Source organism: Burkholderia metallica, assembly GCF_902832845.1.
Lineage (GTDB): Bacteria > Pseudomonadota > Gammaproteobacteria > Burkholderiales > Burkholderiaceae > Burkholderia > Burkholderia metallica.
Window position 1 is genome coordinate 359,430 of sequence record NZ_CADFDB010000001.1, and the last position, 22,544, is coordinate 381,973.

Annotated in this window: 20 protein-coding genes; 12 read left to right on the forward strand and 8 right to left on the reverse strand. The window is 67.7% G+C overall.

Annotated elements, in window-relative coordinates:
- On the reverse strand, positions 1-462 hold the full coding sequence (locus HWX08_RS01585) for a (2Fe-2S)-binding protein (RefSeq protein ID WP_006480868.1): 462 nt from the start codon (positions 460-462) through the stop codon (positions 1-3).
- Between the two features lie 181 nt (positions 463-643).
- Between HWX08_RS01585 and HWX08_RS01590 the strand changes: the two genes are divergently transcribed.
- Positions 644-1,567, forward strand: coding sequence for an AraC family transcriptional regulator (locus HWX08_RS01590; protein ID WP_069260395.1), 924 nt, complete (start codon positions 644-646; stop codon positions 1,565-1,567).
- Between the two features lie 52 nt (positions 1,568-1,619).
- Here HWX08_RS01590 and HWX08_RS01595 read toward each other — a convergent pair whose 3' ends face one another.
- From HWX08_RS01595 to HWX08_RS01615, 5 genes are read right to left on the reverse strand one after another with little or no spacing between them, the layout of a single operon-like run.
- Positions 1,620-4,289 carry a glycosyltransferase family 2 protein gene (locus HWX08_RS01595; RefSeq protein ID WP_174923031.1) on the reverse strand — a complete coding sequence of 890 codons (2,670 nt, stop codon included), beginning with the start codon at positions 4,287-4,289 and terminating at the stop codon, positions 1,620-1,622.
- Between the two features lie 24 nt (positions 4,290-4,313).
- Entirely contained in the window at positions 4,314-5,729 is a 1,416-nt protein-coding gene (locus HWX08_RS01600) for a UDP-glucose dehydrogenase family protein (protein ID WP_069260393.1), read from the reverse strand.
- A gap of 34 nt (positions 5,730-5,763) precedes the next feature.
- Complete coding sequence (gene galE, locus HWX08_RS01605) at positions 5,764-6,753, reverse strand: UDP-glucose 4-epimerase GalE (protein ID WP_174923029.1); 990 nt, start codon at positions 6,751-6,753, stop codon at positions 5,764-5,766.
- Positions 6,750-7,757 carry a UDP-glucuronic acid decarboxylase family protein gene (locus tag HWX08_RS01610; RefSeq protein ID WP_174923027.1) on the reverse strand — a complete coding sequence of 336 codons (1,008 nt, stop codon included), beginning with the start codon at positions 7,755-7,757 and terminating at the stop codon, positions 6,750-6,752. The genes galE and HWX08_RS01610 overlap by 4 nt, the downstream gene beginning before the upstream one ends.
- Positions 7,750-7,974 carry a hypothetical protein gene (locus HWX08_RS01615; protein WP_226243760.1) on the reverse strand — a complete coding sequence of 75 codons (225 nt, stop codon included), beginning with the start codon at positions 7,972-7,974 and terminating at the stop codon, positions 7,750-7,752. The genes HWX08_RS01610 and HWX08_RS01615 overlap by 8 nt, the downstream gene beginning before the upstream one ends.
- A gap of 1,869 nt (positions 7,975-9,843) precedes the next feature.
- Between HWX08_RS01615 and HWX08_RS01620 the strand changes: the two genes are divergently transcribed.
- The 7 genes from HWX08_RS01620 (at position 9,844) to HWX08_RS01650 (ending at position 15,857) form a co-directional block, all read left to right on the forward strand.
- A complete protein-coding gene (locus HWX08_RS01620) occupies positions 9,844-10,167 on the forward strand; it encodes a hypothetical protein (protein WP_174923025.1) in 324 nt (107 codons plus the stop codon).
- Positions 10,168-10,278: 111 nt separating this feature from the next.
- Positions 10,279-10,869 carry a hypothetical protein gene (locus HWX08_RS01625; protein WP_174923023.1) on the forward strand — a complete coding sequence of 197 codons (591 nt, stop codon included), beginning with the start codon at positions 10,279-10,281 and terminating at the stop codon, positions 10,867-10,869.
- A 72-nt stretch (positions 10,870-10,941) separates the two neighbouring features.
- Positions 10,942-11,223: a hypothetical protein gene (locus HWX08_RS01630; RefSeq protein WP_011354481.1), complete on the forward strand. Its 282-nt coding sequence runs from the start codon at positions 10,942-10,944 to the stop codon at positions 11,221-11,223.
- 44 nt (positions 11,224-11,267) lie between these two features.
- A complete protein-coding gene (locus HWX08_RS01635) occupies positions 11,268-12,947 on the forward strand; it encodes a chemotaxis protein CheA (protein ID WP_175806970.1) in 1,680 nt (559 codons plus the stop codon).
- 155 nt (positions 12,948-13,102) lie between these two features.
- The gene (locus tag HWX08_RS01640) at positions 13,103-13,687 is read left to right on the forward strand and encodes a hypothetical protein (RefSeq protein ID WP_174923241.1); all 585 of its coding nucleotides are present in this window, start codon (positions 13,103-13,105) and stop codon (positions 13,685-13,687) included.
- Positions 13,688-13,799: 112 nt separating this feature from the next.
- Positions 13,800-15,221, forward strand: a complete 1,422-nt coding sequence (locus tag HWX08_RS01645) for a sigma-54 dependent transcriptional regulator (RefSeq protein ID WP_157126876.1) — start codon at positions 13,800-13,802, stop codon at positions 15,219-15,221.
- A 129-nt stretch (positions 15,222-15,350) separates the two neighbouring features.
- Positions 15,351-15,857 (forward strand): hypothetical protein, encoded by a 507-nt coding sequence (locus tag HWX08_RS01650; RefSeq protein WP_069260386.1) that lies wholly within the window; start codon positions 15,351-15,353, stop codon positions 15,855-15,857.
- 56 nt (positions 15,858-15,913) lie between these two features.
- Here the strand turns inward: HWX08_RS01650 and HWX08_RS01655 are convergent, their stop codons facing one another.
- A complete protein-coding gene (locus tag HWX08_RS01655) occupies positions 15,914-16,408 on the reverse strand; it encodes a hypothetical protein (protein WP_069260385.1) in 495 nt (164 codons plus the stop codon).
- 387 nt (positions 16,409-16,795) lie between these two features.
- Here HWX08_RS01655 and HWX08_RS01660 point away from each other — a divergent pair, with 387 nt between their 5' ends.
- On the forward strand, positions 16,796-17,476 hold the full coding sequence (locus tag HWX08_RS01660) for a LuxR C-terminal-related transcriptional regulator (RefSeq protein ID WP_069261199.1): 681 nt from the start codon (positions 16,796-16,798) through the stop codon (positions 17,474-17,476).
- A gap of 25 nt (positions 17,477-17,501) precedes the next feature.
- On the opposite strand, the gene HWX08_RS01665 is transcribed toward HWX08_RS01660, so the two are convergent.
- On the reverse strand, positions 17,502-19,058 hold the full coding sequence (locus HWX08_RS01665; protein ID WP_069260384.1) for a methyl-accepting chemotaxis protein: 1,557 nt from the start codon (positions 19,056-19,058) through the stop codon (positions 17,502-17,504).
- 252 nt (positions 19,059-19,310) lie between these two features.
- On the opposite strand from HWX08_RS01665, the gene panE reads away from it, so the two are divergent.
- The 3 genes from panE to HWX08_RS01680 all read left to right on the forward strand — a co-directional run bounded on the left by panE (position 19,311) and on the right by HWX08_RS01680 (position 22,509).
- Entirely contained in the window at positions 19,311-20,258 is a 948-nt protein-coding gene (gene panE, locus HWX08_RS01670) for a 2-dehydropantoate 2-reductase (RefSeq protein ID WP_069260383.1), read from the forward strand.
- 229 nt (positions 20,259-20,487) lie between these two features.
- Positions 20,488-21,447, forward strand: coding sequence for an AraC family transcriptional regulator (locus HWX08_RS01675; protein WP_174922776.1), 960 nt, complete (start codon positions 20,488-20,490; stop codon positions 21,445-21,447).
- A gap of 120 nt (positions 21,448-21,567) precedes the next feature.
- On the forward strand, positions 21,568-22,509 hold the full coding sequence (locus tag HWX08_RS01680; RefSeq protein ID WP_069260381.1) for a substrate-binding domain-containing protein: 942 nt from the start codon (positions 21,568-21,570) through the stop codon (positions 22,507-22,509).
- The last annotated feature ends 35 nt before the right edge of the window (positions 22,510-22,544 follow it).

Here is a 22,544-nt window from a genome sequence, read left to right on the forward strand (position 1 = left end):
TCACGCTCCCAGCGTCGCGGCCGCGTCGTGGATCGCCGCCCGGATGCGGGCGTAGGTCGCACAGCGGCACAGGTTGCCGTTCATCGCGGCGTCGATGTCCGCGTCGGTCGGCTTCGGGTTCTGTTCGAGCAGCGCGGTGGCCGACATGATCTGGCCGGACTGGCAGTAGCCGCACTGCGGCACCTGCAACTTGACCCATGCGGCCTGCACGGCCTGCGCGGGCTTGCTCTGCAGCCCTTCGATCGTTGTCACGTGCTTGCCGGCGATGCCGGCGAGCGGCAGCACGCACGAGCGCACGGCCTGGCCTTCGAGATGCACGGTGCACGCGCCGCACTGCGCCATGCCGCAGCCGAACTTCGTGCCGGTCAGTCCCGCGTGTTCGCGTATCGCCCAGAGGACGGGCATCGACGGATCGGCGTCGAGCGTCACGTTCTTGCCGTTCAGGACAAAGGAGGTAGGCATTTTGATTGTCTCCGTGGGGAAAACCCGGCATACGCCCGGTTAGCGGGGAGTGTGCGCGACGCGCCGGTTTTTGCGTCTACCCAATCCTGCAAATTTATTGAACAATCCTGCAAATCCCCGGCGGGCCGCGGGCGGTTTCGCTATGCTCCCGCGACATGGGGAAATCTATCGAGGAAGCATCATGGACATGACCGATATCGTGGCGTCGCGCGAAGCCGGGCGGCGCGAACTGGCAATGCTGATCGGTCGCTTCGCGCCGGCGGACGGCTCGCATTCCACGGCCGTGCCGGGCCTGATGCTGCACCGGCACACGCGGCCGGTCGATCTCGGCTGCGGCGTGTCGCGGGCCGCGCTCGTGATCGCCGCGCAGGGCGCGAAGCGCGTGATCGTGGCCGGCCACGCGTACGAATACGACACGCAGAATTGCCTGATTACCTCCATCGACTTGCCGATCCTGTCGCGCGTGACGAACGCGTCGCCGGACGCGCCGTACCTGTGCCTGTCGCTGACGCTCGATCCGCAGCGCATCGTCGAGCTGGCGGCCGAGATGCGGCTGCCCGAACCCGACGCGGGCCCCGAAGGCGAGGGAATCGCGCTCGCCGAGCTGACGCCGCCGCTGCTCGACGCCGCGCTGCGGCTGCTGCGCCTGCTCGATACGCCGGCCGACATTCCGGTGGTCGCGCCGCTGATCGAAAAGGAGCTGCTGTACCGGCTGATGACGAGCGGGCAGGGCACGCGGCTGCGGCACATGGCGATCGCCGGCAGCCAGACCCACCGGATCGCGCGCGCGATCGAATGGATTCGCGACCATTTCGCGGAGCCGATGCGCGTCGAGTCGCTCGCGCAGGCGGTCAACATGAGCGTGTCGTCGCTGCACCATCACTTCAAGCACGTGACGACGCTGAGCCCGCTGCAGTACCAGAAGCAGCTGCGGCTGCACGAGGCGCGGCGGCTGTTGCTGCGGCAGGGCGGCGACGTCGGGTCGGTGGCGGCCGTCGTCGGCTACGAAAGCGCGTCGCAGTTCAGCCGCGAATACAGCCGGCTGTTCGGCGCGCCGCCGATGCGCGACGTCGTGCAGTTGCGCAGGAAGGAACTGCTCGGCTGACCGCGGATGGCCGGCAGCCGCTGCGCGGCCGCGCCACCGGTCGCCGGTCATTTCACTTGGCGACCACCGTCGTCTGCAGGAACGTCGGCGCGATCCGCCAGTCCGGCACGTAGTGCCCCGGCCACGCGCCGGGCGTATCGACCGCGTTGAAATACACGACGGCCTTCAGCAGCGGGTAGCGCCACAGCGAGCGCTGCAATGCGTCGAGCGCGTCGCGCTTGCGCGCATCCGACCCGTCGACGCCGAGTTCCGTGACCATCACCGGCAGCCCGTAGTCGGCCACCCGCTCGTACTTGGTCCGCAGGATGCTCGCGGCGGACGCACGGCCGCCGCTCGACCAGGCCGACCACGTCGACCAGGTTGCGCAGCGCGGGCAGTCGAACACGGACAGGCCGATGTCGTCCACATAGCCGCGGCCGGGGAAATAGTCGTCGAGGTTCCGGTTGCCGGCCGGCGACCACACGAAGCGGATCTGGTCGGTCATCGAGCGGCAGGCGCTCACGAATCGCCGGTACGCCGCGATGTACGCCGATGCATCGCCGACGGCCCACGGATAGCGGCCGGTGTCGGCCTCCATCTCGTGGCCCCAGCGCACGAACACGGGACGCTTCAACGCGGCGAGCGCCGAGCAGGTGGCCGCGATCCGCGCATCGTAGCGCCCGTGCGCGATATCGTCGAGCAGTGCGCGTTGCCGCGTGTCGCCGGCGGCCCACGGCTCGACGGTCAGGATCAGCGAGCGGTTGCGCGCCTGCGCGCTTCGGTACGCATCGTCGATTTCCGCGTGGACGTCGGGCGCGTTCCACGACACGAACACATGGTCGAACGCGAGATCCCGGTCGGCCGCGAGCGCGTTCCCGGGATCGTAGGCGCCGAGTTCGGGCTGCTTAACCGGTTCGCCCGGCGCGGGCGCGACCACGGCCGGCAACCCCGTGCGCCACATCATCGCCTGCCAGCCTTGCGGCGCGCGCAGCCCGATGCCCGACAGCAGCATCGCGAGCGCGATCGCGAACAGCGCATTGCGCACGGGCAGGCGGCTGAAGAACATCTGCGTGAACGCCGACGCGTCGAGCCCCTGCTCCCTGCCGTGATTCACCGCGACGACGGCCGCGATCACGAGATACAGGATGCTCGTCAGCGTCGAGAACAGATAGAAGCCGGCGGCGTTGCGCGGATTCTCGACCATCACGACGGGCAGGCTGCAGAACAGCGAGATCAGCAGATACGGCGCGACCACGCGCAGCGGCGCGTCCTGTTCGATCGTGCCGCCTTTCGGCGTGACCTTGAACGGAAATTCCTTGCCGCGTACGCAGTCGAACACTGCCGACACGCAGCCGAGCACGACCCACGGCCAGCGCGCGAACACGAACGACAGCCCTTCCCACGACAGCAGCTTCGTATTCAGCGGGCGGCACGAGCGGGTCGTCTGCGTGGCCCAGGTCACGACGCACAGGATCAGCACGGACAGCGGCAGCGCATAGGTGAGGTAGGTGAGGAAGTCGACGTGTGCCCACACGCGGCCGGTGAGCAGCGCGACGACCGGAATCAGCACGCCGCCGGCCATCGCGAGCGCGCACAGCGGGTACCACAGCTGGCAGAACAGGAACTGCGCCTTCAGTTTCAGCGGCAGGCCCATGAAATAGTGGCGCGTGTAGCGCAGCATGATGATCATCACGCTCTTGGACCACTGGAATTCCTGCGTGGCCAGGTCGCCGAACGTGCGCGGCCCTTCGCCGTTCGCGATCGCGTTCAGCGCGTGCATGCCGCGCCAGCCCTTCGAATTGAAGATCATCGTGGTCGAGTGATCCTCGGCGAGCTCGGGGCCGAGCCCGCCGATCTCGCGCAGCGCGCGGCAGCGCACCGCATAGTGCGAGCCGATGCACAGCGGCGCGAGGCCGCCCGCATAGCCGGCCTGCATCGTGCCGTGCAGCGGCCCCTCGACGTTCATGCGCCCGCGTGCGCTCCAGCTCTCGGCCGCATTGCTGTCGCAGATGCTCGGCGCCGACACGTAGCCGATTTCCGGGTCGACGAACGGCCGCAGCATCTCCTCGAGATAGGTGCGGGTCGGCACGTGGTCGGCATCGAGCTGCGACACGAAATCGTAGTTGTCGTAGCCGACCGTGTCGTAGAAGTACGCGAGATTGCCTTCCTTGCACCGGGTCCGGCGCGGCCAGCTCGGCCGGTGGTACGCGGAGACGCCGCGCCGCGTCGACACCGATACGCCGTGCGCGCGGCACCAGTCGAGCGTCTCGGGCGACGGGTCTTCGTCGGCGAGCCAGGTGCCGTGCGGGTAAGTCTGGTCGAGCATCGCGAGCAGCGTCGTGCGGACGATGTCGAACGGCTCGGACGGCGCCTTGGTGACGACCATCGCGACGCGCCAGTCGCGCGGCACCGGCAGCGCGGGATTCGGTACGACCGCCGAGCGGATGATGCAGATGAAGTAGCCGGGAATGAAGGTGGTCCAGAACAGCACGAAGCCGTTCACGCCGAAGCGGAATGCGTCGACGTAGTGCTCGTCGCGCAGCCACCAGCGCCAGAAGATGCCCAGCGCGACGAACCAGCCCAGCGCGAGCAGATGGAAGACGATCCTGGTCCCGCCGTCCATCAGCGGGACGACGAGCGGGACGTCCGGGTGCCGCGTGGCGGCGCGCGCCGCTTCGGCGTCGGCGGTGTCGGCGGTATCCGGCGCAGGGCCGCCGGCAAGCGACGCAGCCAGCTTCTCCATGGTGTTCTCCCGTCGAGGTCGGAATCAGTCTTGAAGCAGGCCGCGCCGCGGCCGGGTGTCCTCGCCTGCGTACTGTTGTTCCGGCTGGTGTTCCGGCGCCGGGTCGGCCGGCGCGCTTCCGACGCACGAGCGGCCCACGCGTTCGTAGCGGCGAAAGCCGCTGTCGACGGCCAGCCGTTCGCTGAACAGGTTGCGCATGTCGAGCATCACGGGGTCGGCCATGTGGTCCGCGAGGTCGGCGAGATCGAGTGTCTCGAACGCTTTCCATTCGGTCATCACGACGACGGCGTCCGCGCTGCGCACCGCGTCGATCGCCGAGCCTTCCATGAATACCTGCGGCAGCAGCCGCGACGCCTCGTGCGGACGCGCCGGGTCGTACGCGCGGATATGCGCGCCCGCGCCGACGAGCAGCTGAATCACGTCGATGCTCGGGCTTTCGCGCACGTCGTCGGTCTGGCCTTTGAACGTGAGGCCGAGCACCGCGATGCGCTTGCCCTTGATCGAGCCGCCGCAGGCTTTCTCGATGCGGCGCAGGATCTGCTCCTTGCGCAGCGTGTTCGATTCGATCGCCGCGCTGACGATGCGCAGCGGCACCGCATGTTCGGACGCGGTCGCTTTCAGCGCGCGCGTGTCCTTCGGGAAGCACGAGCCGCCCCAGCCGGGGCCGGCCTTCAGGAACGACGCGCCGATGCGGCGGTCGAGGCCCATGCCGTTCGCGACCAGCTCCACGTCGGCGCCGACGGCTTCGCACAGGTCCGAGATCTCGTTGATGTAGCTGATCTTCACCGCGAGGAACGCATTCGCCGCGTATTTCACGAGTTCGGCCGTTTCGATCTCGGTCGCGAGCACGAGATGGCCCGCCGCTTCCAGCGGCGCATAGATCGCCTTCATGATCTCGATCGCGCGCGGATGCTCGGCGCCGAACACGACGCGGTCGGGATGCATGAAATCGTCGATCGCCGAGCCTTCGCGCAGGAACTCGGGATTCGACGCGATCGCCGCATCGACGCCGTCCGGCGCGCAGCGCTCGACGATCTGCTGGACGATCCGGTTGGTGCCGACCGGCACCGTCGACTTCGTGACGACGACCGCGAAGCCGGTGAGATTCGCCGCGATTTCCCGCGCGGCCGCCTCGACGTACCGCAGGTCGGCCTGGTCGGTGCCCGGCAGCGTCGGCGTGCCGACCGCGATGAATACCGCGTCGCGCTCGCGCACGGCCGTCGCGAGGTCGCTGCTGAAGCGAAGCGTGCCGCGCGCCACGTTGCGCGCGACGACGGCGTCGAGGCCCGGTTCGTAGATCGGCATGTGGCCTTCGTTCAGCGCGTCGATCTTGCCGCGATTGTTGTCGATGCAGACGACGTCGTGCCCGAGGTCCGCAAAGCATGCACCGCTGACCAGCCCGACGTAGCCCGTGCCGACGATGGCGATTCGTACGTTCATGGTGATTCCCCCGAGTGCTTGCAACGCAACCTGCCTACTTGCCCGATTCGAATTGAAGTGCTTTCTGAAACCATGCCGCGGCGTGTTCGACCATCGGCTCGATCGCGGTGAAACGCGGCCGCCAGCCGAGCACGAGCGCGGCTTTCGTCGCATCGGCGTACAGCTCGGGCGGGTCGCCCGGGCGGCGCGCGGCGATCACCGTCGGCACGCGGCGGCCCGTCACGGCTTCGACGGCACGCAGCGCGTCGAGCACCGACGTCCCGTTGCCGGTCCCGAGATTCAATGCGATGCTGGGGCCGCCGCTGCACAGATAGGCGGTCGCCTTCAGGTGCGCGTCGGCGAGGTCGCTCACGTGCACGTAGTCGCGAATCGCCGAACCGTCGGGTGTCGGATAGTCGGTGCCCATTACCTGGAATGCGTCGCCCGTGCCGAGCGCCGCGCGGATCGCGAGCGGCAGCGCGTGTGTTTCCGGTTCGTGGCATTCGCCGATCATGCCGTCCGGGTCCGCGCCCGCCGCGTTGAAGTAGCGCAGCGCGACCCACTTCAGCCCGTACGCGCGCTCGAAATCGACGGCCATCCGCTCCATCGCGTACTTCGTGAAGCCGTACGGATTGATCGGCCGCTGCGGCGTGCGCTCCGAGATCGGCAGCACGTCCGGGATGCCGTACGTCGCGCACGACGACGACATCACGATCCGGCCGACGCCGGCATCGCGCATCGCGCTCAGCAGCGTGCAGGTGCCGGCGACGTTGACCGTGTAGTAGCGCTCGGGCGCGAGCACCGATTCGCCGACGTAGGCGAGGGCAGCGAAATGGATCACGACGTCGGGCCGGTGCAAGGCGAACGCCCTCGACAATGCAGCGCGGTCGAGAATGTCGGCCACGACGAGCGGCCCCCATCGAACGGCGTCGCGATGGCCGGTCGACAGATCGTCGTACGCGACCGGCTCGTGTCCCGCTGCCGCGAGCGCCTTGCAGGTATGGCTGCCGATATAGCCCGCTCCGCCTGTCACGAGCACCTTCATGCGGCGGCCCCGGTCATGCGCAGCACCGGCTCGAGCCACAGCTCCCGGCTGAAATAATCGATGGTCCGACGCAGCCCTTCGTCGAGATCGACGGTCGGCCGCCAGCCGAGCTCGGCCGACGCGATCGAGATGTCGGGCCTGCGCTGGTGCGGATCGTCGATCGGCAGCGGCCGGAACACGATCTCCGATTTCGAGCCGGTCATCGCCAGCACTTTCTGCGCGAGTTCGATCATCGTGAATTCGCCGGGGTTGCCGAGGTTGACCGGAGCGCCGATGTTGCGCTCGGCGCCCATCAGGCAGAAGAAGCCGTCGATCAGGTCGCTGGCGAAGCAGAACGAGCGCGTCTGCCGGCCGTCGCCGTAGATCTCGAGCGGCGCGCCGTTGAGCGCAGCGACGATGAAGTTCGACACGACGCGGCCGTCGCGCGGCGACATCCGCGGGCCGTAGGTGTTGAAGATGCGCGCGACGCGCACGTCGATGCCGTGCGTGCGGTAGTAGTCGTAACACAGCGCTTCGGCCGCGCGCTTGCCTTCGTCGTAGCATGCGCGCGGGCCGATCGTGTTCACGTTGCCGCGATAGGTTTCCGCCTGCGGATGCACGTCCGGGTCGCCGTAGATCTCGCTGGTGGACGCCTGGAACACGCGTGCGCCCGTCTTGCGTGCGAGGGCGAGGCAGTGGTGCATGCCGAGCACGTTGGTCATCATCGTATGCACGGGATCGATCTGGTAGGTGGGCGGCGACGCCGCGCACGCGAGATTCCAGATCTCGTCCACCTGCAGCTGCGGCAGGCCGAGCGCTACGTCGCCCTTCACGAATTCGAAGCGGCCGGACGCCTTCAGGTCGGCGACGTTGAGCTTGCGTCCCGTCAGCAGGCTGTCGACACAGGTGACGAATGCGCCTTCCATGATCAGGCGCTCGCAGACATAGCTGCCGAGAAAGCCGGCGCCGCCCGTCACGAGGGCGCGCACACCGACGCGCGTTTCGAGCGCGACCCTGTCATTCATGGCGCTCTCCGTCGTCGATCAGCTCGAGGAACCACTCGTCGATCAGCTCGACGGCGGCGCGCACGTGCCCCATCCCGCTGCACGGACAGCGTTTCGGCGAGCGCCGGTCCACGTGTGCTGTCGTCGACGAAGCGCCGCGACAGGCGCTCCGGTTTCGCTGACTACCCCGTTGATGCTTGAACGACGCAAGCGTCGATCGATCGGTGGTGATCTTCATCGCCGTTTCCCCGATGCGCTGATTGACGAGCCGGCCGCCGTTCGTGATCTCGTGCCGCGGCGTATCGCTCGGTTAGAGCCGGACATCAGGCAATCGGCATGCCATGGACGATGCGGCCGCGATGCGCGCCGCAGCGGCGGCGCAATCGCCGCGCGATACGCGTGCTTCTGTTTCATATCTGTATCGTGGGGACAGGAATGCGGTCGTCCAGATACCGGATCGACGCGATTCGATACGACGAAATGCGCGATAAATCAGGCTTTTGCGGGATTGCGTTCGTCAAGCAGGTGTTGAAGCGGAATGTTTCATCGATGAGAAATTCGTCGATAACGCGTGAAAAACGTTTCTCAAATGGACGGTCGAACGGCTGATGCGATGTATGAAAAGCGAGCGAATGGCAGCGAATAAATGACGGACGAGATCAGGGTGGGGTCGTGCGTTTTCATTTGTTTTAATTGTTACAGCGGCATGCGGTTTATTTGCGGCTCATTTCGACGCTTGAGCGGCTTGTGATCCTGCCGGTATTTTCACGAATGAATCAAATTCGTCTGGGTTGTCGGAGGAAATGCGTGTCGACCGCACGTCGGAGGCCGCCGCGTCGGGCTCCCGGCATCCGGCGCCGGGCGAACCGATTTTCGTTTGTAACGGCACGGAAGGGAACGGCACGCGCCGCGCCCCACGGTTTGCACGCGGGATGGCCCGTGCCGCCGGCCTTGCGCGGCCATCTGCTTCTCAAGTTTGAAACATTTGTTCAAGCGTCCGTGCGGCCCGGGCTCACGGCCCGGATTCGTCCGTCTAATCCGGCGATTGCTTCGCGACGCTCAACGGCGGCGGCGGGCGCCGCCCCGTTATCGCGATACATTCCTGAAACAAAAAGAGCTATTCCCGGCGAAGCGGGCTGTCGCGGCGGTCGTTTGCCGTGGGCAATCTGCGGTGGAATAACGGGTGGCACGCGCCTTGCGGTACAGGACGCACCGGCGGGCGGTCGACACGAAGTCACGAAGAGGTGGGGCGGCCAGCTCGTCAATAAGCAGTCGGGGAAACGGCGATGAAGACCAAAAGCATCAGTACGATCGGTGCGTACTTTGCGCATCGATGGGGTAGTCGGAAAGGCCGGGGTGACGCATGCGACGCGGTGTCAGCGTCGCGGGATGCCGCGCCCCGGTTCCTTGCCCGCCGCGCGCTTCGCGTGCTGGCGCGGCTGTCGCGTCGCACGGTGCTCGGGCGACAGCAGTACGCGCCTTCGTTCAGCTCAACCGGATGGATCAGGCTGTTCATGCCGGACAGCGTGATGCCGGTTCGTCTTCGGCCGTGCAGGGTCGCCTCGATTGCGCCTGGCCCATGCCGGCGCCGGCCGGATTAGATCGAGCGCCCGTCGGCCGGATTATCCGGACGACCCTTCGTCGACAGCTCAGGGAGAACCCATGCCACCTGGTTGCAGTGCAGGGCCGTTGTCGCCCCGATAAAGGGGGTATTTTCAACGGCGCTGCGTTTTGCGGTGGTTAATGTATTCGCGAATTTTCGATTCCGGAAAGGTATGCCGCACGTCGACATGCTTTTCTAATGGGTATCGAATATCGCGGGGTGGAATGATGTGCGCATCGTTCCGGTTTGTCGGGTAATGGTGTTTTATTTTATTTGACAATGTTCATAAAAATAATCGAAAACACCTACCAAAAAAATTTGGATAACTAAAAATTGCGAAGCTAAGCTTCGTCTGGCCGAAATAACAAACAACGGAATCGAAAAAGTAATCAGTATTTTGCTAATTGAATAGTGATCCTTAATTTAAGGGATTGCTCAAGTCTGGAAGGTCGATGGCGTGCGATCTTCCCGATTCACTCCGTTCACGCCGTTTTGGAGTCGACCATGAAGAAGCTTCTGATTGCAGCAGCAGTTCTGGCGGTTTCGGGTGCAGCGTTTGCCGGCAGCGGCACGGTGTCGAGCAGCAGCTCGTCGAGCGGCGGTTCGACGATGGCTGGCGTTGCAGGGTTCGGTCATTTCTCCGCGACCGATTCCGGCTCGGCACTCGGTGCAGCCGGCGCCGTTGCAGGCGGCCCGGGCAGCGGTTCGATCTCGTACACGAACCACACCCAATCGTCGTCGGTGGGCGGGTTCGGCTTCGGTGGCGCACAAGCTGGCGGCACCAGCGGTGCGAATGCCGGTTCGATCGGCTGGACGACGCACCACTAAGCCGCGACGCGTAGCGTTCGTCACTGGCTGGCGGTACGGATGCCGGGTTCCGCTCGATGGGGGTAGGCCCGGCTCCGCCACCGCTAAACCTACTCACAGCAAGGAATTGCTATGAAAGCCAACGTGATTTTCGCGACAGCGCTCACCGTCCTATCGTCAGCTGCATTGGCGGCAGGCCCCTCCACGACGAACCAGACGCAATCCGTTGCGGCGGGTGTTTCCGGTTCGGTCGTGGTCGGCTCCGGCAGCTATACCAGCAATTCGACTTCGACGGCGGGCGCGAACGCGGGCAGTACGGTGACACCCGCTGGTTCCGCCGGCACGGCATCCGCCTTCCACAACACGACTTCGACGGCCAGCGGTTCGGGCACGAACGGGGGCGCGTTCGCGGCCGGCGGCGGTATCGGTGCCGCAGGCTCGTACGGTGGAAACAGCAGCACAAACGAGAACGCGAACGCGTTGTCGGGCGGGGTAAGCGCCACGATCGTCCTTGGTGCCAATCACTACACGGCCTCGAGCGCGAACGACCAGGGCAATGCCAATGCAGGCGCCGCAGGGCTGACCGGCAGTGGTGGGTCAGGCGCGATCGCGGGTTCGAATCACTACAACTCGTCGACCGTGTGGAGTACCGGTTCGGCTGGCTCGCCGTCCGCATCGGGTGGAAGCCAGGCCAGTTCAAGTGCGACCGGAAGCAGTCATTAGTCTGGTGTGGGGGGACCAGTTTCCCAGCGACTCTGGTCTCTTTTCCACATCGTTGTCACGTAAGGAGTTGGCATGAAGCAGAAACTGATTGCCGCCGCTCTGATGCTCGCGTCTTTGACGGCGTATGGCGCTGACCGTATCGCCAACGACGTGCAATCGAATTTGCAGACGTCAAACAACCCTGACCAGACAACCAAACCGTCAGAACAACAAACGCTTTCGTCGGGCAGTGCCATCGGCGGACCAGATGCCCAGCAGTGGCAGGGCATGTCGGCCGGCTCGTGGTCCCAGCTGGGCAACGGCTGGAAACAGTTCGGGGAAGCAGGCAAAGCTGAAGGGAATCAGGGGAATTAGTACGGTTGGCTGGGTGGGAGGTAAAACCTCGTCCGGAGAGTGAAATGAACAGCAACAGGATCAAGGTGGCATGCGCGGCGATGTTCGCGATGACCACGATCGGGGCCCACGCGCAAACCGCCGATTCGACTTCGAGCGCGCAGTCGTCGACGTCGTCGACAGCCATCAGCCAGGGCGGCGGCTCGAGCATGAACACGAACACCTCGAGTTCGCGCGGCGGCAATGCCACCAGCTCCAGCGGCGTTCGCGGCAGCGGCAATTCGAGCGTGAACGTGAACGTGACGATGCCGTCCGGCACGAGCGGCGGTTCGAGCGTCACGCCGCAGAGCACCAACTCGCTCCAGTCGTCCGGCGCGCCCGGCACCAACCCGTACAACACCCAGTCGGCGGAAAACGTCAATTACTCCGGGACGCAGACGATCAAGACGAACCCCTCGATCCAGGCGCCGGGCCTCACGACCACGCTGTCCGATACCTGCATGGGATCGGTGAGCGTCGGCGTGTCGTTCCCGGGGTTCGGCGCGACGGGCGGCACGACGCTGGTCGACCAGGCCTGCGTGCGGCGTCTCGATGCGCGTGAATTCCGTGCGATGGGCCTGACCGACGTGGCGCTCGCGCTGCTCTGCCAGAGCGACGCGAACCGGCGTGCGGTGGAAGCGACCGGGCACCTGTGCCCGGGCACGACCGCGCCGCTCGCACGGTCGAACGTGGCGCCGAGCGTCGAAGCGACGGTCGCCGACGACCTGAAGTATCGCGACCCGATCGTGCGCGACCGCATGGGCCTGCCGCCGCTGGGCGCTGCCGCGCCGGCACCGGCGCAGCCGCGCCCGGTGGCGACGACGTCGGTACAGGCGGCGCCCGTGTCGGTGCCGGTCCCGGTGCCCGTGCCGTCAATCGCACCGGTTGCCGCCGCGCCGGCCATTGCCGCGCCGGCAGCCGCAGCCGTACCGGCAGTCGCTGCCGCCCCGGCCGTGGCCGCACCCGCCGTCGCAGCCGCGGCGCCGGCCGCAGCTGCAGCGCCGGTCGCAGCCGCAGCGCCTGCGGTGGCCGCCGCACCGGCCGTCGCCGCCGCGCCTGCCGCGTCGGTCGTACCGGCGGCCGCGATCGCAGCCGTCCCGGCTGCCGCCGTGCTCGCCGCACCGGCTGTGGCGGACAAGGCATCGCCCGCGCCTGCCGAGCCGGTCGCCGACACGAAGGCGCCCGAGCCCGTGCCGCCCGTCGCCGACAAGGCGCCGGAACCGGCACCGGCAGTTGCCGACAAGGCGCCCGAACCGGCCCCGGCGGTCGCCGACAAGGCCCCGGAACCCGTGCAGCCCGTCGCCGACAAGGCACCGGAGCCGATGCCGGCCGCGACCGACAACGCAGCGCAGGCCGCTGCCGCGCCGGCGGCCGACCCGGCACCGGCCGCTGCCGTCGTCGCGGCGCCCGCAGCCGAGGCCGCGATGCCCGCGCCGAGCGCGGATGCGAAAGCACCCGAGCCGGCTCCGGTCGCCGCCGAAGCGCCCGCGCCGGAAGCCGCGCAGCCTGCCGTAGCCGCGGCGCCTGCCGACATGCCGAGCGCCGACGCGAAGGCGCCGGCGGAGGCCGCGGCGCAGCCCGCCGACATGCCGGCGTTGTCCGATCCGGCGCAAGGATTGCCGGCGGCGCCGGTCGACCAGCAGGCCGCCCCGGCTGCCCCGGTCGTGCCGGCTCCGGCGGTCATCTCGACGAGCACGTCGTCGTAAGCACGCGGGCCGGCCTCCCGTGCCGCCGGTACGCCGGCTGCACGAGAGCGTCCGGACCCGATGCCCGACGGTCGTTTCCTGTTTGACGGGTGTTGGTCCCATCCCCGAGGTCAACACCTCTTTTTGCCTGACGAGGATGCAAGGAGGCCTCAATCATGAGGATCTTTTTGGTCGCTCTGTTGTTGTACAGCGCGCAAGCCGCCGCGCAGGCGGTATTCCAGAACCCGGCGGTCTTCGTGATCCTGGGCGAGCAGACCGCCGCGAATGCCGTGAGCATCCAGCAGGCGTTGACGACGCTCGGTCGCGCCGACAACACGGCATGCGCGCCGATGATGATGATCGGCGATCCGCAGATGGTCTACATGATGCCGGAGGAAGGTCACGCGCCGTCGTGGCAATCGCCGGTGTACGGCCGAGGCGCGCCGTTCGCCGCGCAGAACGGGCCGACACCTACCGGCAAGACGGTCGGCGCGATGCAGCACGCCGAGGACATGCAGACGCAGCCGTGGAGCGACGGCAGCGCGATCACGCAGAAGATCGCCGGCGAGTCGAGCGTGATGGCCGACGACCGGGTGAGCGGGTGGCAGCAGCGCGGGCTCAACGCGATCGAGACGGCCCCCGCGACGGAGGTCACGGTGAACGGCAAGACCTACCGCGCCTATCGTGACGACCTCAACCATGCAGCGAAGCCGGTCGTCGAGCCGCAGATCTACACGCAGCGCGTCGTTTTCTGCCGATAACGAAACGTCAGTCCGGGGACGGCCCGGCGCTGCGCCGCGAGGGCCACGATGCCCCGTGCTGAGCGCCCCCGCAACGGCCGTTTCGACAACCAACCCAAGCGACGAGGCCATCGTGAACGATTGCTGCCAGATCAGGGTGTCGGGCCCGCAGGATCTCGAATGCGATGCGGTGGCGCCGCCGCTCGTCGCCATCCGCCGCAACCCGGTCGCACCGTCGCGGCCGCTCGTCTATCTGTCGCAGCAGCACGATGCCGCACTCGTCGACTGTCTCGCGTCGCGCGGCTGGGACGTGTGGCGCGCGAAAACCGTTGCGGACGCACTGAATCTCGTCAGGGCCAACCGGCCGCATGCGGGCATCGTCGATTTCGGCAGCTTCGCGTCGCCCGACCTCGCGTTGTTCGAGACGCTGTTGCGCGACCCGCGCGTCGGCTGGGTCGCGTTCGCCGACAACGAGCGGCTGCGCGATCTGACGATCGCGCGCCTGATTCGTCACTGCTGCTTCGACTACGTGCGCAATGCGAGCGCCTATACGACGATCGGCTATCTGGTCGGCCATGCGTACGGCATGCTGAAGCTCGCGGACGGCAGCCCGGACGCCGATGCGGCGCCGCCCGGCGGCGCGATGATCGGCACGTGCGACGCGATGCGGCGGTTGTTCGCGACGATCCGCAAGGTCGCGAACACGGACGCCACCGTATTCGTCGCCGGCGAATCCGGCACCGGCAAGGAACTGACGGCGGCGGCGATCCACCGGCAGTCGTCGCGCGCCGACGCGCCGTTCGTCGCCGTGAACTGCGCGGCCATTCCGTCGACGCTGTTGCAGGCCGAGCTGTTCGGCCACGAGCGCGGCGCGTTCACGGGCGCGCACCAGCGCAAGATCGGCCGGATCGAATCGGCGCACGGCGGCACGCTGTTTCTCGATGAAATCGGCGACATGCCGTTCGAGAGCCAGGCGAGCCTGCTGCGTTTCCTGCAGGAAGGCACGATCGAGCGGCTCGGCGGCCACGCGTCGATTCCGGTCGACGTGCGGATCGTGTCGGCGACCCATGTCGATCTCGAGGCCGCGATGCGGGCGGGGCGGTTCCGCGCCGATCTGTACTACCGCCTGTGCGTGCTGCGCATCGACGAGCCGCCGCTGCGCGTGCGCGGCCGCGACATCATGCTGCTCGCCGACCACGTGCTGCGGCGCTATCGCGGCGACAATTCGCACCGGATTCGCGGCTTCACGCCGTGCGCGATCGAAGCGATCCACAACTATCCGTGGCCCGGCAACGTGCGCGAGCTGATCAACCGGATCCGGTTCGCGGTCGTGATGACGAACGGCCCGATGATCTCGGCCACCGATCTCGAACTGCACGCGTACACGTCGCGGCACCCGCCGACGCTCGCGCAGGCGCGCCGGCAGGCCGAGCGGCATGCGATCGAGGAAACGCTGATGCGCCATCGCCACCAGCATGCGGACGTGGCGGCCGAGCTGGGCATCTCGCGCGCGACGCTGTACCGGCTGATGACCGCGCACGGGCTGCACGACTGACGCGCCGCGGCACCGCCGCTCAAGACCGCGCGGCGTCGGCCGTTAAGACGGGAAACAGCCCGTGCGCCGCGCCGGCGCACCCTGCGCGCGCGGCCCGCACGCGGCGCAGCCCGCTTATCCGAGGTTACCGTGGCAGAGTGCAGTCACTGCGGCAGGACGTTCCTGACCGGCGGCCGGTCGATCGACGGCCGCCGCTATTGCCGTGCGGCGTGCGTGCGCGCGCATCCGGTCGTCGTCGAGGCGGAACGGGTGTCCGACGAGCAGGTCTGGGAGGTCGTGCACGACTGGCGTTACGGGCCGTGCCCGATCTGCCGTCGCGACGATCGGCCGGTCGACGTGCATGCGTCGCATCGCATCGTGTCGCTGTTGTTCGTCACGCGCTGGGCGACGCGGCACCACGTGTGCTGCCGGCGCTGCGGCCGCAGGCAACAGGCGGTCGCGTTGCTCGCGTCGGCCGCGTTCGGCTGGTGGGCGCTGCCGTGGGGGCTCGTGCTGACGCCGATCCAGCTCGCGCGCAACGTGCTCGGGCTGGCCGCGCGCGATCCGCAGGTCGCGACGCGGCAGTTCGAGCAGCTCGTGCGTCGCAAGCTCGCGGCGCGCCGGCTGCGGCGCGCGCGGCAGGGCGCCGGCGCCTGAGTCGAGCCGGGCCGGGCCGGGCCGAACCCGGGCAGGCACGCGCGCGCCGCGCGCGATCAGCCGGCCGGCCGCTCGAAGCCCGATGCGACCCAGCGTTCGGCGCTGGCCTTGTTGAGCTTGAATCCGGCCGACACCTTCGCGTCGGCCAGCAGCTCGCCGTACGGATCGAAGGCCTTGAGCTGCGCGTACGGCTCGAATTCGTCCGGCACGATGTCGAGCGTCACCGACACCTCGTGGCCGTCGTCGCCCTGAACCGTCACTTCCTTGTGCAGCATCGCGCGCCGCTGCTGCTCGTGCCGCATCAGCACCTCGGTCGCGGTCTTCACGAGCGTGCGGAACGCGTTCGCGTCCATCGGCTTCGGGTTCTTCTTGTCGCGGCCCATGGTCCACGGCCCGACGAGCGCGGGTTCGGACTCGCCGTCCTTGATCATCTCGACGGCCCAGCCGTCGTCGTCCTCGTTCTTGATGATGCGGGCCGTCCAGCCGTTGTCGCGCCAGAGGCCGTCTTCGTGGAGGGTGGTGTCGTCGGGTTGCAGGTCGGATTCGGTCATGAGGAGCGGAGGAAGTCGGGCAGCCGGCCGACGGGCGGCGGCGCGCGGCCGGCATCGGCGCGTCGCTCGCCGCCGGTGGCCCGGCGCGGCATGCAAAGGGGGCAATTTTACCTGCTGGCCGGCCGCGTGGCCCGGACGACCCGCGACGTCGGCCATCCGGCCGATGCTCGCCGCTGCCGATCGTCGTATGTCGGCGTCTCGAACCGACGCAAATATCAAACTCGTATTACGTCCCGGACGGCCGATCCCGATGCCGTCCGATATCCCGACCGCACACGGCTTCATAGAATCGACGTTCAGGATAAAAATATCCTGAGTGTCCTTTCAACACTCAATCGGCCGCGCGCGTTTCGCGTCGCGCGGCCGATGATTCACCAGGAACCGTGCATGAGGAAATTCAATGTTCGTGTGGTTGTCGCGTACGACTGGCCGTTGACGCTGGCCGGGATCGAGCAGGTCGCGGGCAGCGGCTGTGCGATCGAGCTCGTCGCGGTCTACCGGAGTGCGGCCGAACTGGTCGCGTCGCTCGGCGGCGTCGACTGCGACGTCGTGCTGGTCGACTATGCGACGCCCGGAGACGAGCGGATGGACGGTCTCGCGCTGTTCGACTGGCTGCGGCGCATGCGTCCGAACGTCAGGGTCGTCACGCTGGTCGCGAACGAGAATCCGCTGATCTTCGGATCGATCCTCGCGATCGGCGGCGTGAGCATCGTCAGCAAGTTCGACGAGGTCGGCCATATCGTCACGGCCATTCATTCGAGCTACAGCGGCGGGCGCTACCTGTCGCCGCTCGTCAGGCGCGCGGTCGACGCGATCGGCGAGCGCAGCGAAGTGCCCGTGAAGCTGTCGGCGCGCGAGATCGAGGTCATTCGCCTGTATCTGTCGGGCGTGCCGATCAAGACGATCGCGCAGCGCCTGAGCAAGGGCAAGCAGACGGTCAGCGCGCAGAAGATCAGCGCGATGAGGAAGCTCGGCGCGAACAACGACGTCGAGCTGATCCAGCGCGCGGCGGGGCTCGGGCTGGGCACCGGCGCCGCCGCGGCATCGAGGCCCGGCGGCGCCGCGTGAGCGGGCGCGCGCCGGGCGGCCGCCGTCACGCGGGCGGCAGCGCGAAGCGCGTCACCGCGTCGCGCAACGCCTCGGCCTGGTCGCGCAGCGAATGCGCGGCGGCCGCGGCCTCTTCGACGAGCGCCGCGTTCTGCTGCGTGACCTGATCCATCTCGCCCACCGCGCGATTGACCTGCTCGATCCCGGCGCTCTGTTCGCGCGACGCATGGCTGATTTCGTCGAGGATTTCGTTTACGCGCCGTACCGACTGCACGATCTCGGCCATCGTTTCGCCGGCGTTCGTGACGAGCGTCGCGCCTTGCTCGACGGTCTCGTTTGACGACACGATCAGCGACTTGATTTCCTTCGCGGCCGTCGCCGAGCGCTGCGCGAGCGAGCGCACTTCGGCCGCGACCACCGCGAAGCCGCGGCCCTGTTCGCCCGCACGCGCGGCCTCGACGGCCGCGTTCAGCGCGAGGATGTTGGTCTGGAACGCGATCCCGTCGATCACGCCGATGATGTCGCCGATCTTGTGCGAGCGGTCGGTAATTTCGTTCATCGTGCGCACGACGTCGTCGACCACCGCGCTGCCGCGCGTCGCGACCTGCGCGGCCTGGCTCGCGAGCGACGCGGCCTGCGCGGCGCTGTCCGCGTTCTGCTTCACGTTCGCGGTCATCTGGTCCATGCTCGACGCCGTCTGCACGAGCGCGGCCGCCTGTTCCTCGGTGCGCTGCGACAGGTCCGTGTTGCCGGACGCGATCTCGCTCGCGCCGACGTTGATGTTCTCGGTGCCCGTCCGCACGCGCGACACCATGTCGATCAGCCCGCTCTGCATCGTGTGCAGCGCGTGCAGCAGGCTGCCGCGATCGTCGTGCTTCACGGCGACGTGCGCGGTCAGGTCGCCCTGCGCGATGCGCTGCGCGGCGTCGAGCGCCACTTCCAGCTCGCCGCCGAGGTTTGCGCGCACGCTTTTCAGCACCAGCACCATCACGGCGGTCGCGATCCCGCCGAGCACGGCGGTCATCGCGAGCCAGCGGCCGATGCTTTCGAGCACGGCCGAGCGCACGTCGTTCATGTACATCCCGGTCACGAGATACCAGTCCCACGGCGCGAAGCGCTGCACGGCGCTGGTCTTTTCCTGCGGCTTGTCGGCGCCCGGCTTCGGCCACAGATACTCGACGAAGCCCTTGCCGCCGTCCGCGTTGCCGGCCTTCACGATCTCGACGAACAGGTGCTTGCCGTTCGGATCGGCGAAATTCGACACGTCCTTGCCGTTGAGCTCGGTCTTGATCGGATGCATCACGATCACCGGCTTCGAGTCGTTGATCGAGATGTAGCCGTCGGCGCCGTGGCGCATCGCGGCGATCGCCTCGAGCGCCTTCTGCTTCGCGTCTGCTTCCGGCAGCGCGTTCTGCTGCGACAGCTTGTAGAAATGGTCGGTCACGCTCGCGGCCTGCGCGACCAGCGACGCGAGCTGGTCGCGGCGGTCCGCGATCATCGACGCGCGCGTCTGCCATGCGCCGAGCCCGGCAATCACGAGCAGGCCGAGCCAGAGAATGACGATCATCGAAGCGAGTTTCTGATTCAGGGAAAGTTGGCGCATGGTGTGAGGTCGGTCAGTCGGTCGTGGAAGCTCGCCGGAGCGGCGTGACGGGATAAGTGTCTTGACGGCGCCGCGCGGGCATCGCCGTAGACGGGTTATCCCTAGGAACCGGTACCGTTGCCGGTGCCGCCCACGTCGAAACGGGTATCTATGCATATGCATAACGCGCATCGCTATACTGTCGGGGCGATCGCGTGCGCGCCGCGTTCGGCGTGGCGGCGCGACGGCGAATGAAACCGAAAGGAGGCAACGATGCGAATTCTGGTGGTAGGGGCCGGCGCGGTCGGCGGGTACTTCGGCGGCCGGCTGGCCGCGGCGGGGCGCGACGTGACGTTCCTGGTGCGCGACGGCCGCGCGGCCGCGCTCGCGCGCGACGGGCTGCTGATCCGCAGCCCGCGCGGCGACCTGACGCTCGCGAACGTGCAGACCGTGCGCGCGGGCGATGCCGGCGCCGGCGTCGCGCCGTTCGACCTCGTGCTGCTGAGCTGCAAGGCGTACAGCCTCGACGATGCGATTCGCTCGTTCGCGCCGTTCGTCGGCCCGCAGACGCTGATCCTGCCGATGCTCAACGGCATGCGCCATCTCGACGTGCTGCGCGAGCGCTTCGGCGCCGCGCAGGTGCTCGGCGGGCTGTGCGTGATCGCGGCGACGCTCGATCGCGAGCAGCGCATCGTGCACCTGAACGACACGCACGGGGTCACCTTCGGCGAACTCGCGGGCGGCGAATCGCCGCGCGTGCGCGCGCTGGCCGACGTGCTCGGCGGCGCGGGGTTCGATGCGACGCTCAGCGACGACGTGGCCGCGCGGATGTGGGAAAAGTGGGTGTTCCTCGCGACGCTCGCCGCGAGCACGTCGCTGTTTCGCGGCTCGGTGGGCGACATTCTCGCCGCGCCGGACGGCCGCCGCCTGCTCGAGACGATGCTCGCCGAATGCAGCGCGATCGCCGAACACAACGGCCACCGGCCCGAACCGGCGGCGATCGAGCGGATGCAGAAGATGGTGCTGACGCCGTCGCCGCTGACCGCGTCGATGCTGCGCGACGTCGAGAATCATGCGCGCGTCGAAGCCGATCACGTGATCGGCGACCTGCTCGCGCGCCGCGACCCGCAGTCGGCCGATGCGCTGTCGCTGCTGCGGATCGCGTACAACCACCTGAAGGCGTACGAAGTACGTACCGCGCGCGAGCACGCGGGCGCATGAGCGCCGGCGCGCGCGGCCGCCCGGCCGTTGCGCGCTGCACAAATTTGCCGTCCGGCGCCGTTTGCGGCCGGAATACGCAAAAAAGTATCGGAAATCAGGCGTAAAGTTGGTGGAGCCGCGCGCTCGATCGACCTACATTGCTTCCCATGCGACCGGCCGCGTCGCCGCGTGAAACGCGCGGCGCAGCCGACGAGGCCGGCCGACGAGACATGGGAATGGAGACGCCAACATGATGCACCCCGATCTGGAAGTGGTCGACGTGCGACGCGACGAGTCGTTCAAGGTGTGGTCGCACGGCTATCCGTATCGCACGATCCGCTGGCACTTCCATCCCGAATTCGAACTGCACCTGATCGTCGCGACCCGCGGCAAGTATTTCGTCGGCGACCACATCGGCTCGTTCGGCCCCGGCCATCTCGTGCTGCTCGGCCCGAACCTGCCGCACAACTGGGTCAGCGACATGGCCGAAGGCGAGACCGTCGAACGCCGCAATCTCGTGATCCAGTTCGATCCCGCGTTCGTGCGCCGCTGCATGGACGCGTTTCCCGAATGCCGCGACGCGCAGGCGCTGCTCGACGATGCGCGGCGCGGCGTCGGTTTCGACGCGGCAACCAGCGCCGCGATCGCGCCGCTGTTCGACGAACTGCTGACGGCGCGCGGCATGCGCCGCATCGCGCTGTTCATGACGATCCTCGAACGCCTTTGCGGCGCGGCCGAACGCACGCTGCTCGCGAGCCCCGCGTACGATCAGGCCGACGTCACGCCCACGCGGCTCAGCCATGCGCTGTCTTACATCGGCAAGAACCTCGCGTCCGACCTGCGCGAATCCGAACTCGCGCAACTGACCGGGCAGAGCGTCAGCGCGTTTTCGCGCGCGTTCCATCGCCATACGGGCATGCCGTTCGTCCAGTACGTGAATCGTCTGCGGGTCGAATCCGCGTGCCAGATGCTGCTCGCCGACGACGCGAGCATCACCGACATCTGCTTCCAGGCCGGCTTCAACAACGTGTCGAACTTCAACCGCCAGTTCCGCGCGCTGAAGGGGATGGCGCCGTCCGAATTCCGCGCGCTGCAACGCCTGAACGCGCGCAGCCGAGACCTGGCGCTGCATGCGGCGCCCACCGGCAATCCGCTGCCGCCGCGCGTCGTCACGCCCGGCGTGCCGGCGCTCGCGCCGCAGCCGGGATGATCGCCGGGCCGCGGCCCGCCTGAATTTTCCCCCCCCCGTTTTACCCAGCCGATCGCGCCGTTCACGTCGCGAGGGGCGCATTCACCCACGAAAAAGCCGCACACGATTGGAGACACCGTCATGACGCACGCATCATCCGCTTCATTCCCTCGTCGCGCCGCCCGCATCGCGGCCGTTGCCGCGCTCGCCGTTGCGGCGCTGTTGCCCGCCGCCGCGCACGCCGCGCCGTTGCGCATCGGCATGACGTTCCAGGAGCTGAACAACCCGTATTTCGTGACGATGCAGAAGGCGTTGAACGACGCGGCCGCGTCGATCGGCGCGCAGGTCGTCGTCACCGACGCGCATCACGACGTCAGCAAGCAGGTGAGCGACGTCGAGGACATGCTGCAGAAGAAGATCGACATCCTGCTCGTGAACCCGACCGATTCGACCGGCATCCAGTCGGCGATCACGCAGGCGAAGAAAGCCGGCGCGGTGGTCGTGGCCGTCGACGCGAACGCGAACGGCCCGGTCGATTCGTTCGTGGGCTCGAAGAACTACGACGCGGGCGTGATGTCGTGCGACTACCTCGCGAAAGCGATCGGCGGCAGCGGCGAGGTCGCGATCCTCGACGGCATTCCGGTCGTGCCGATTCTCGAACGCGTGCGCGGCTGCAAGGCGGGGCTCGCGAAATACCCGAACGTGAAGCTGGTCGACACGCAGAACGGCAAGCAGGAGCGCGCGAGCGCGCTGTCGGTCACCGAAAACATGATCTCCGCGCATCCGAACCTGAAGGGCATCTTCAGCGTGAACGACGGCGGCTCGATGGGCGCGCTCGCCGCGATCGAGGGTTCCGGCAAGGACATCAAGCTGACGAGCGTCGACGGTGCGCCCGAGGCGATCGCCGCGATCCAGAAGCCGAATTCGAAGTTCATCGAGACGACCGCGCAGTTCCCGGCCGACCAGGTGCGCATCGCGCTCGGCATCGCGATCGCGCGCAAGTGGGGCGCGACGGTGCCGAAGGCGATCCCGGTCGACGTGAAGGTCGTCGATCGCGGCAATGCGAAGGGCTTCAGCTGGTGAACGACGTGCGATGCGACGCGAAGGGCGGCGGCGCG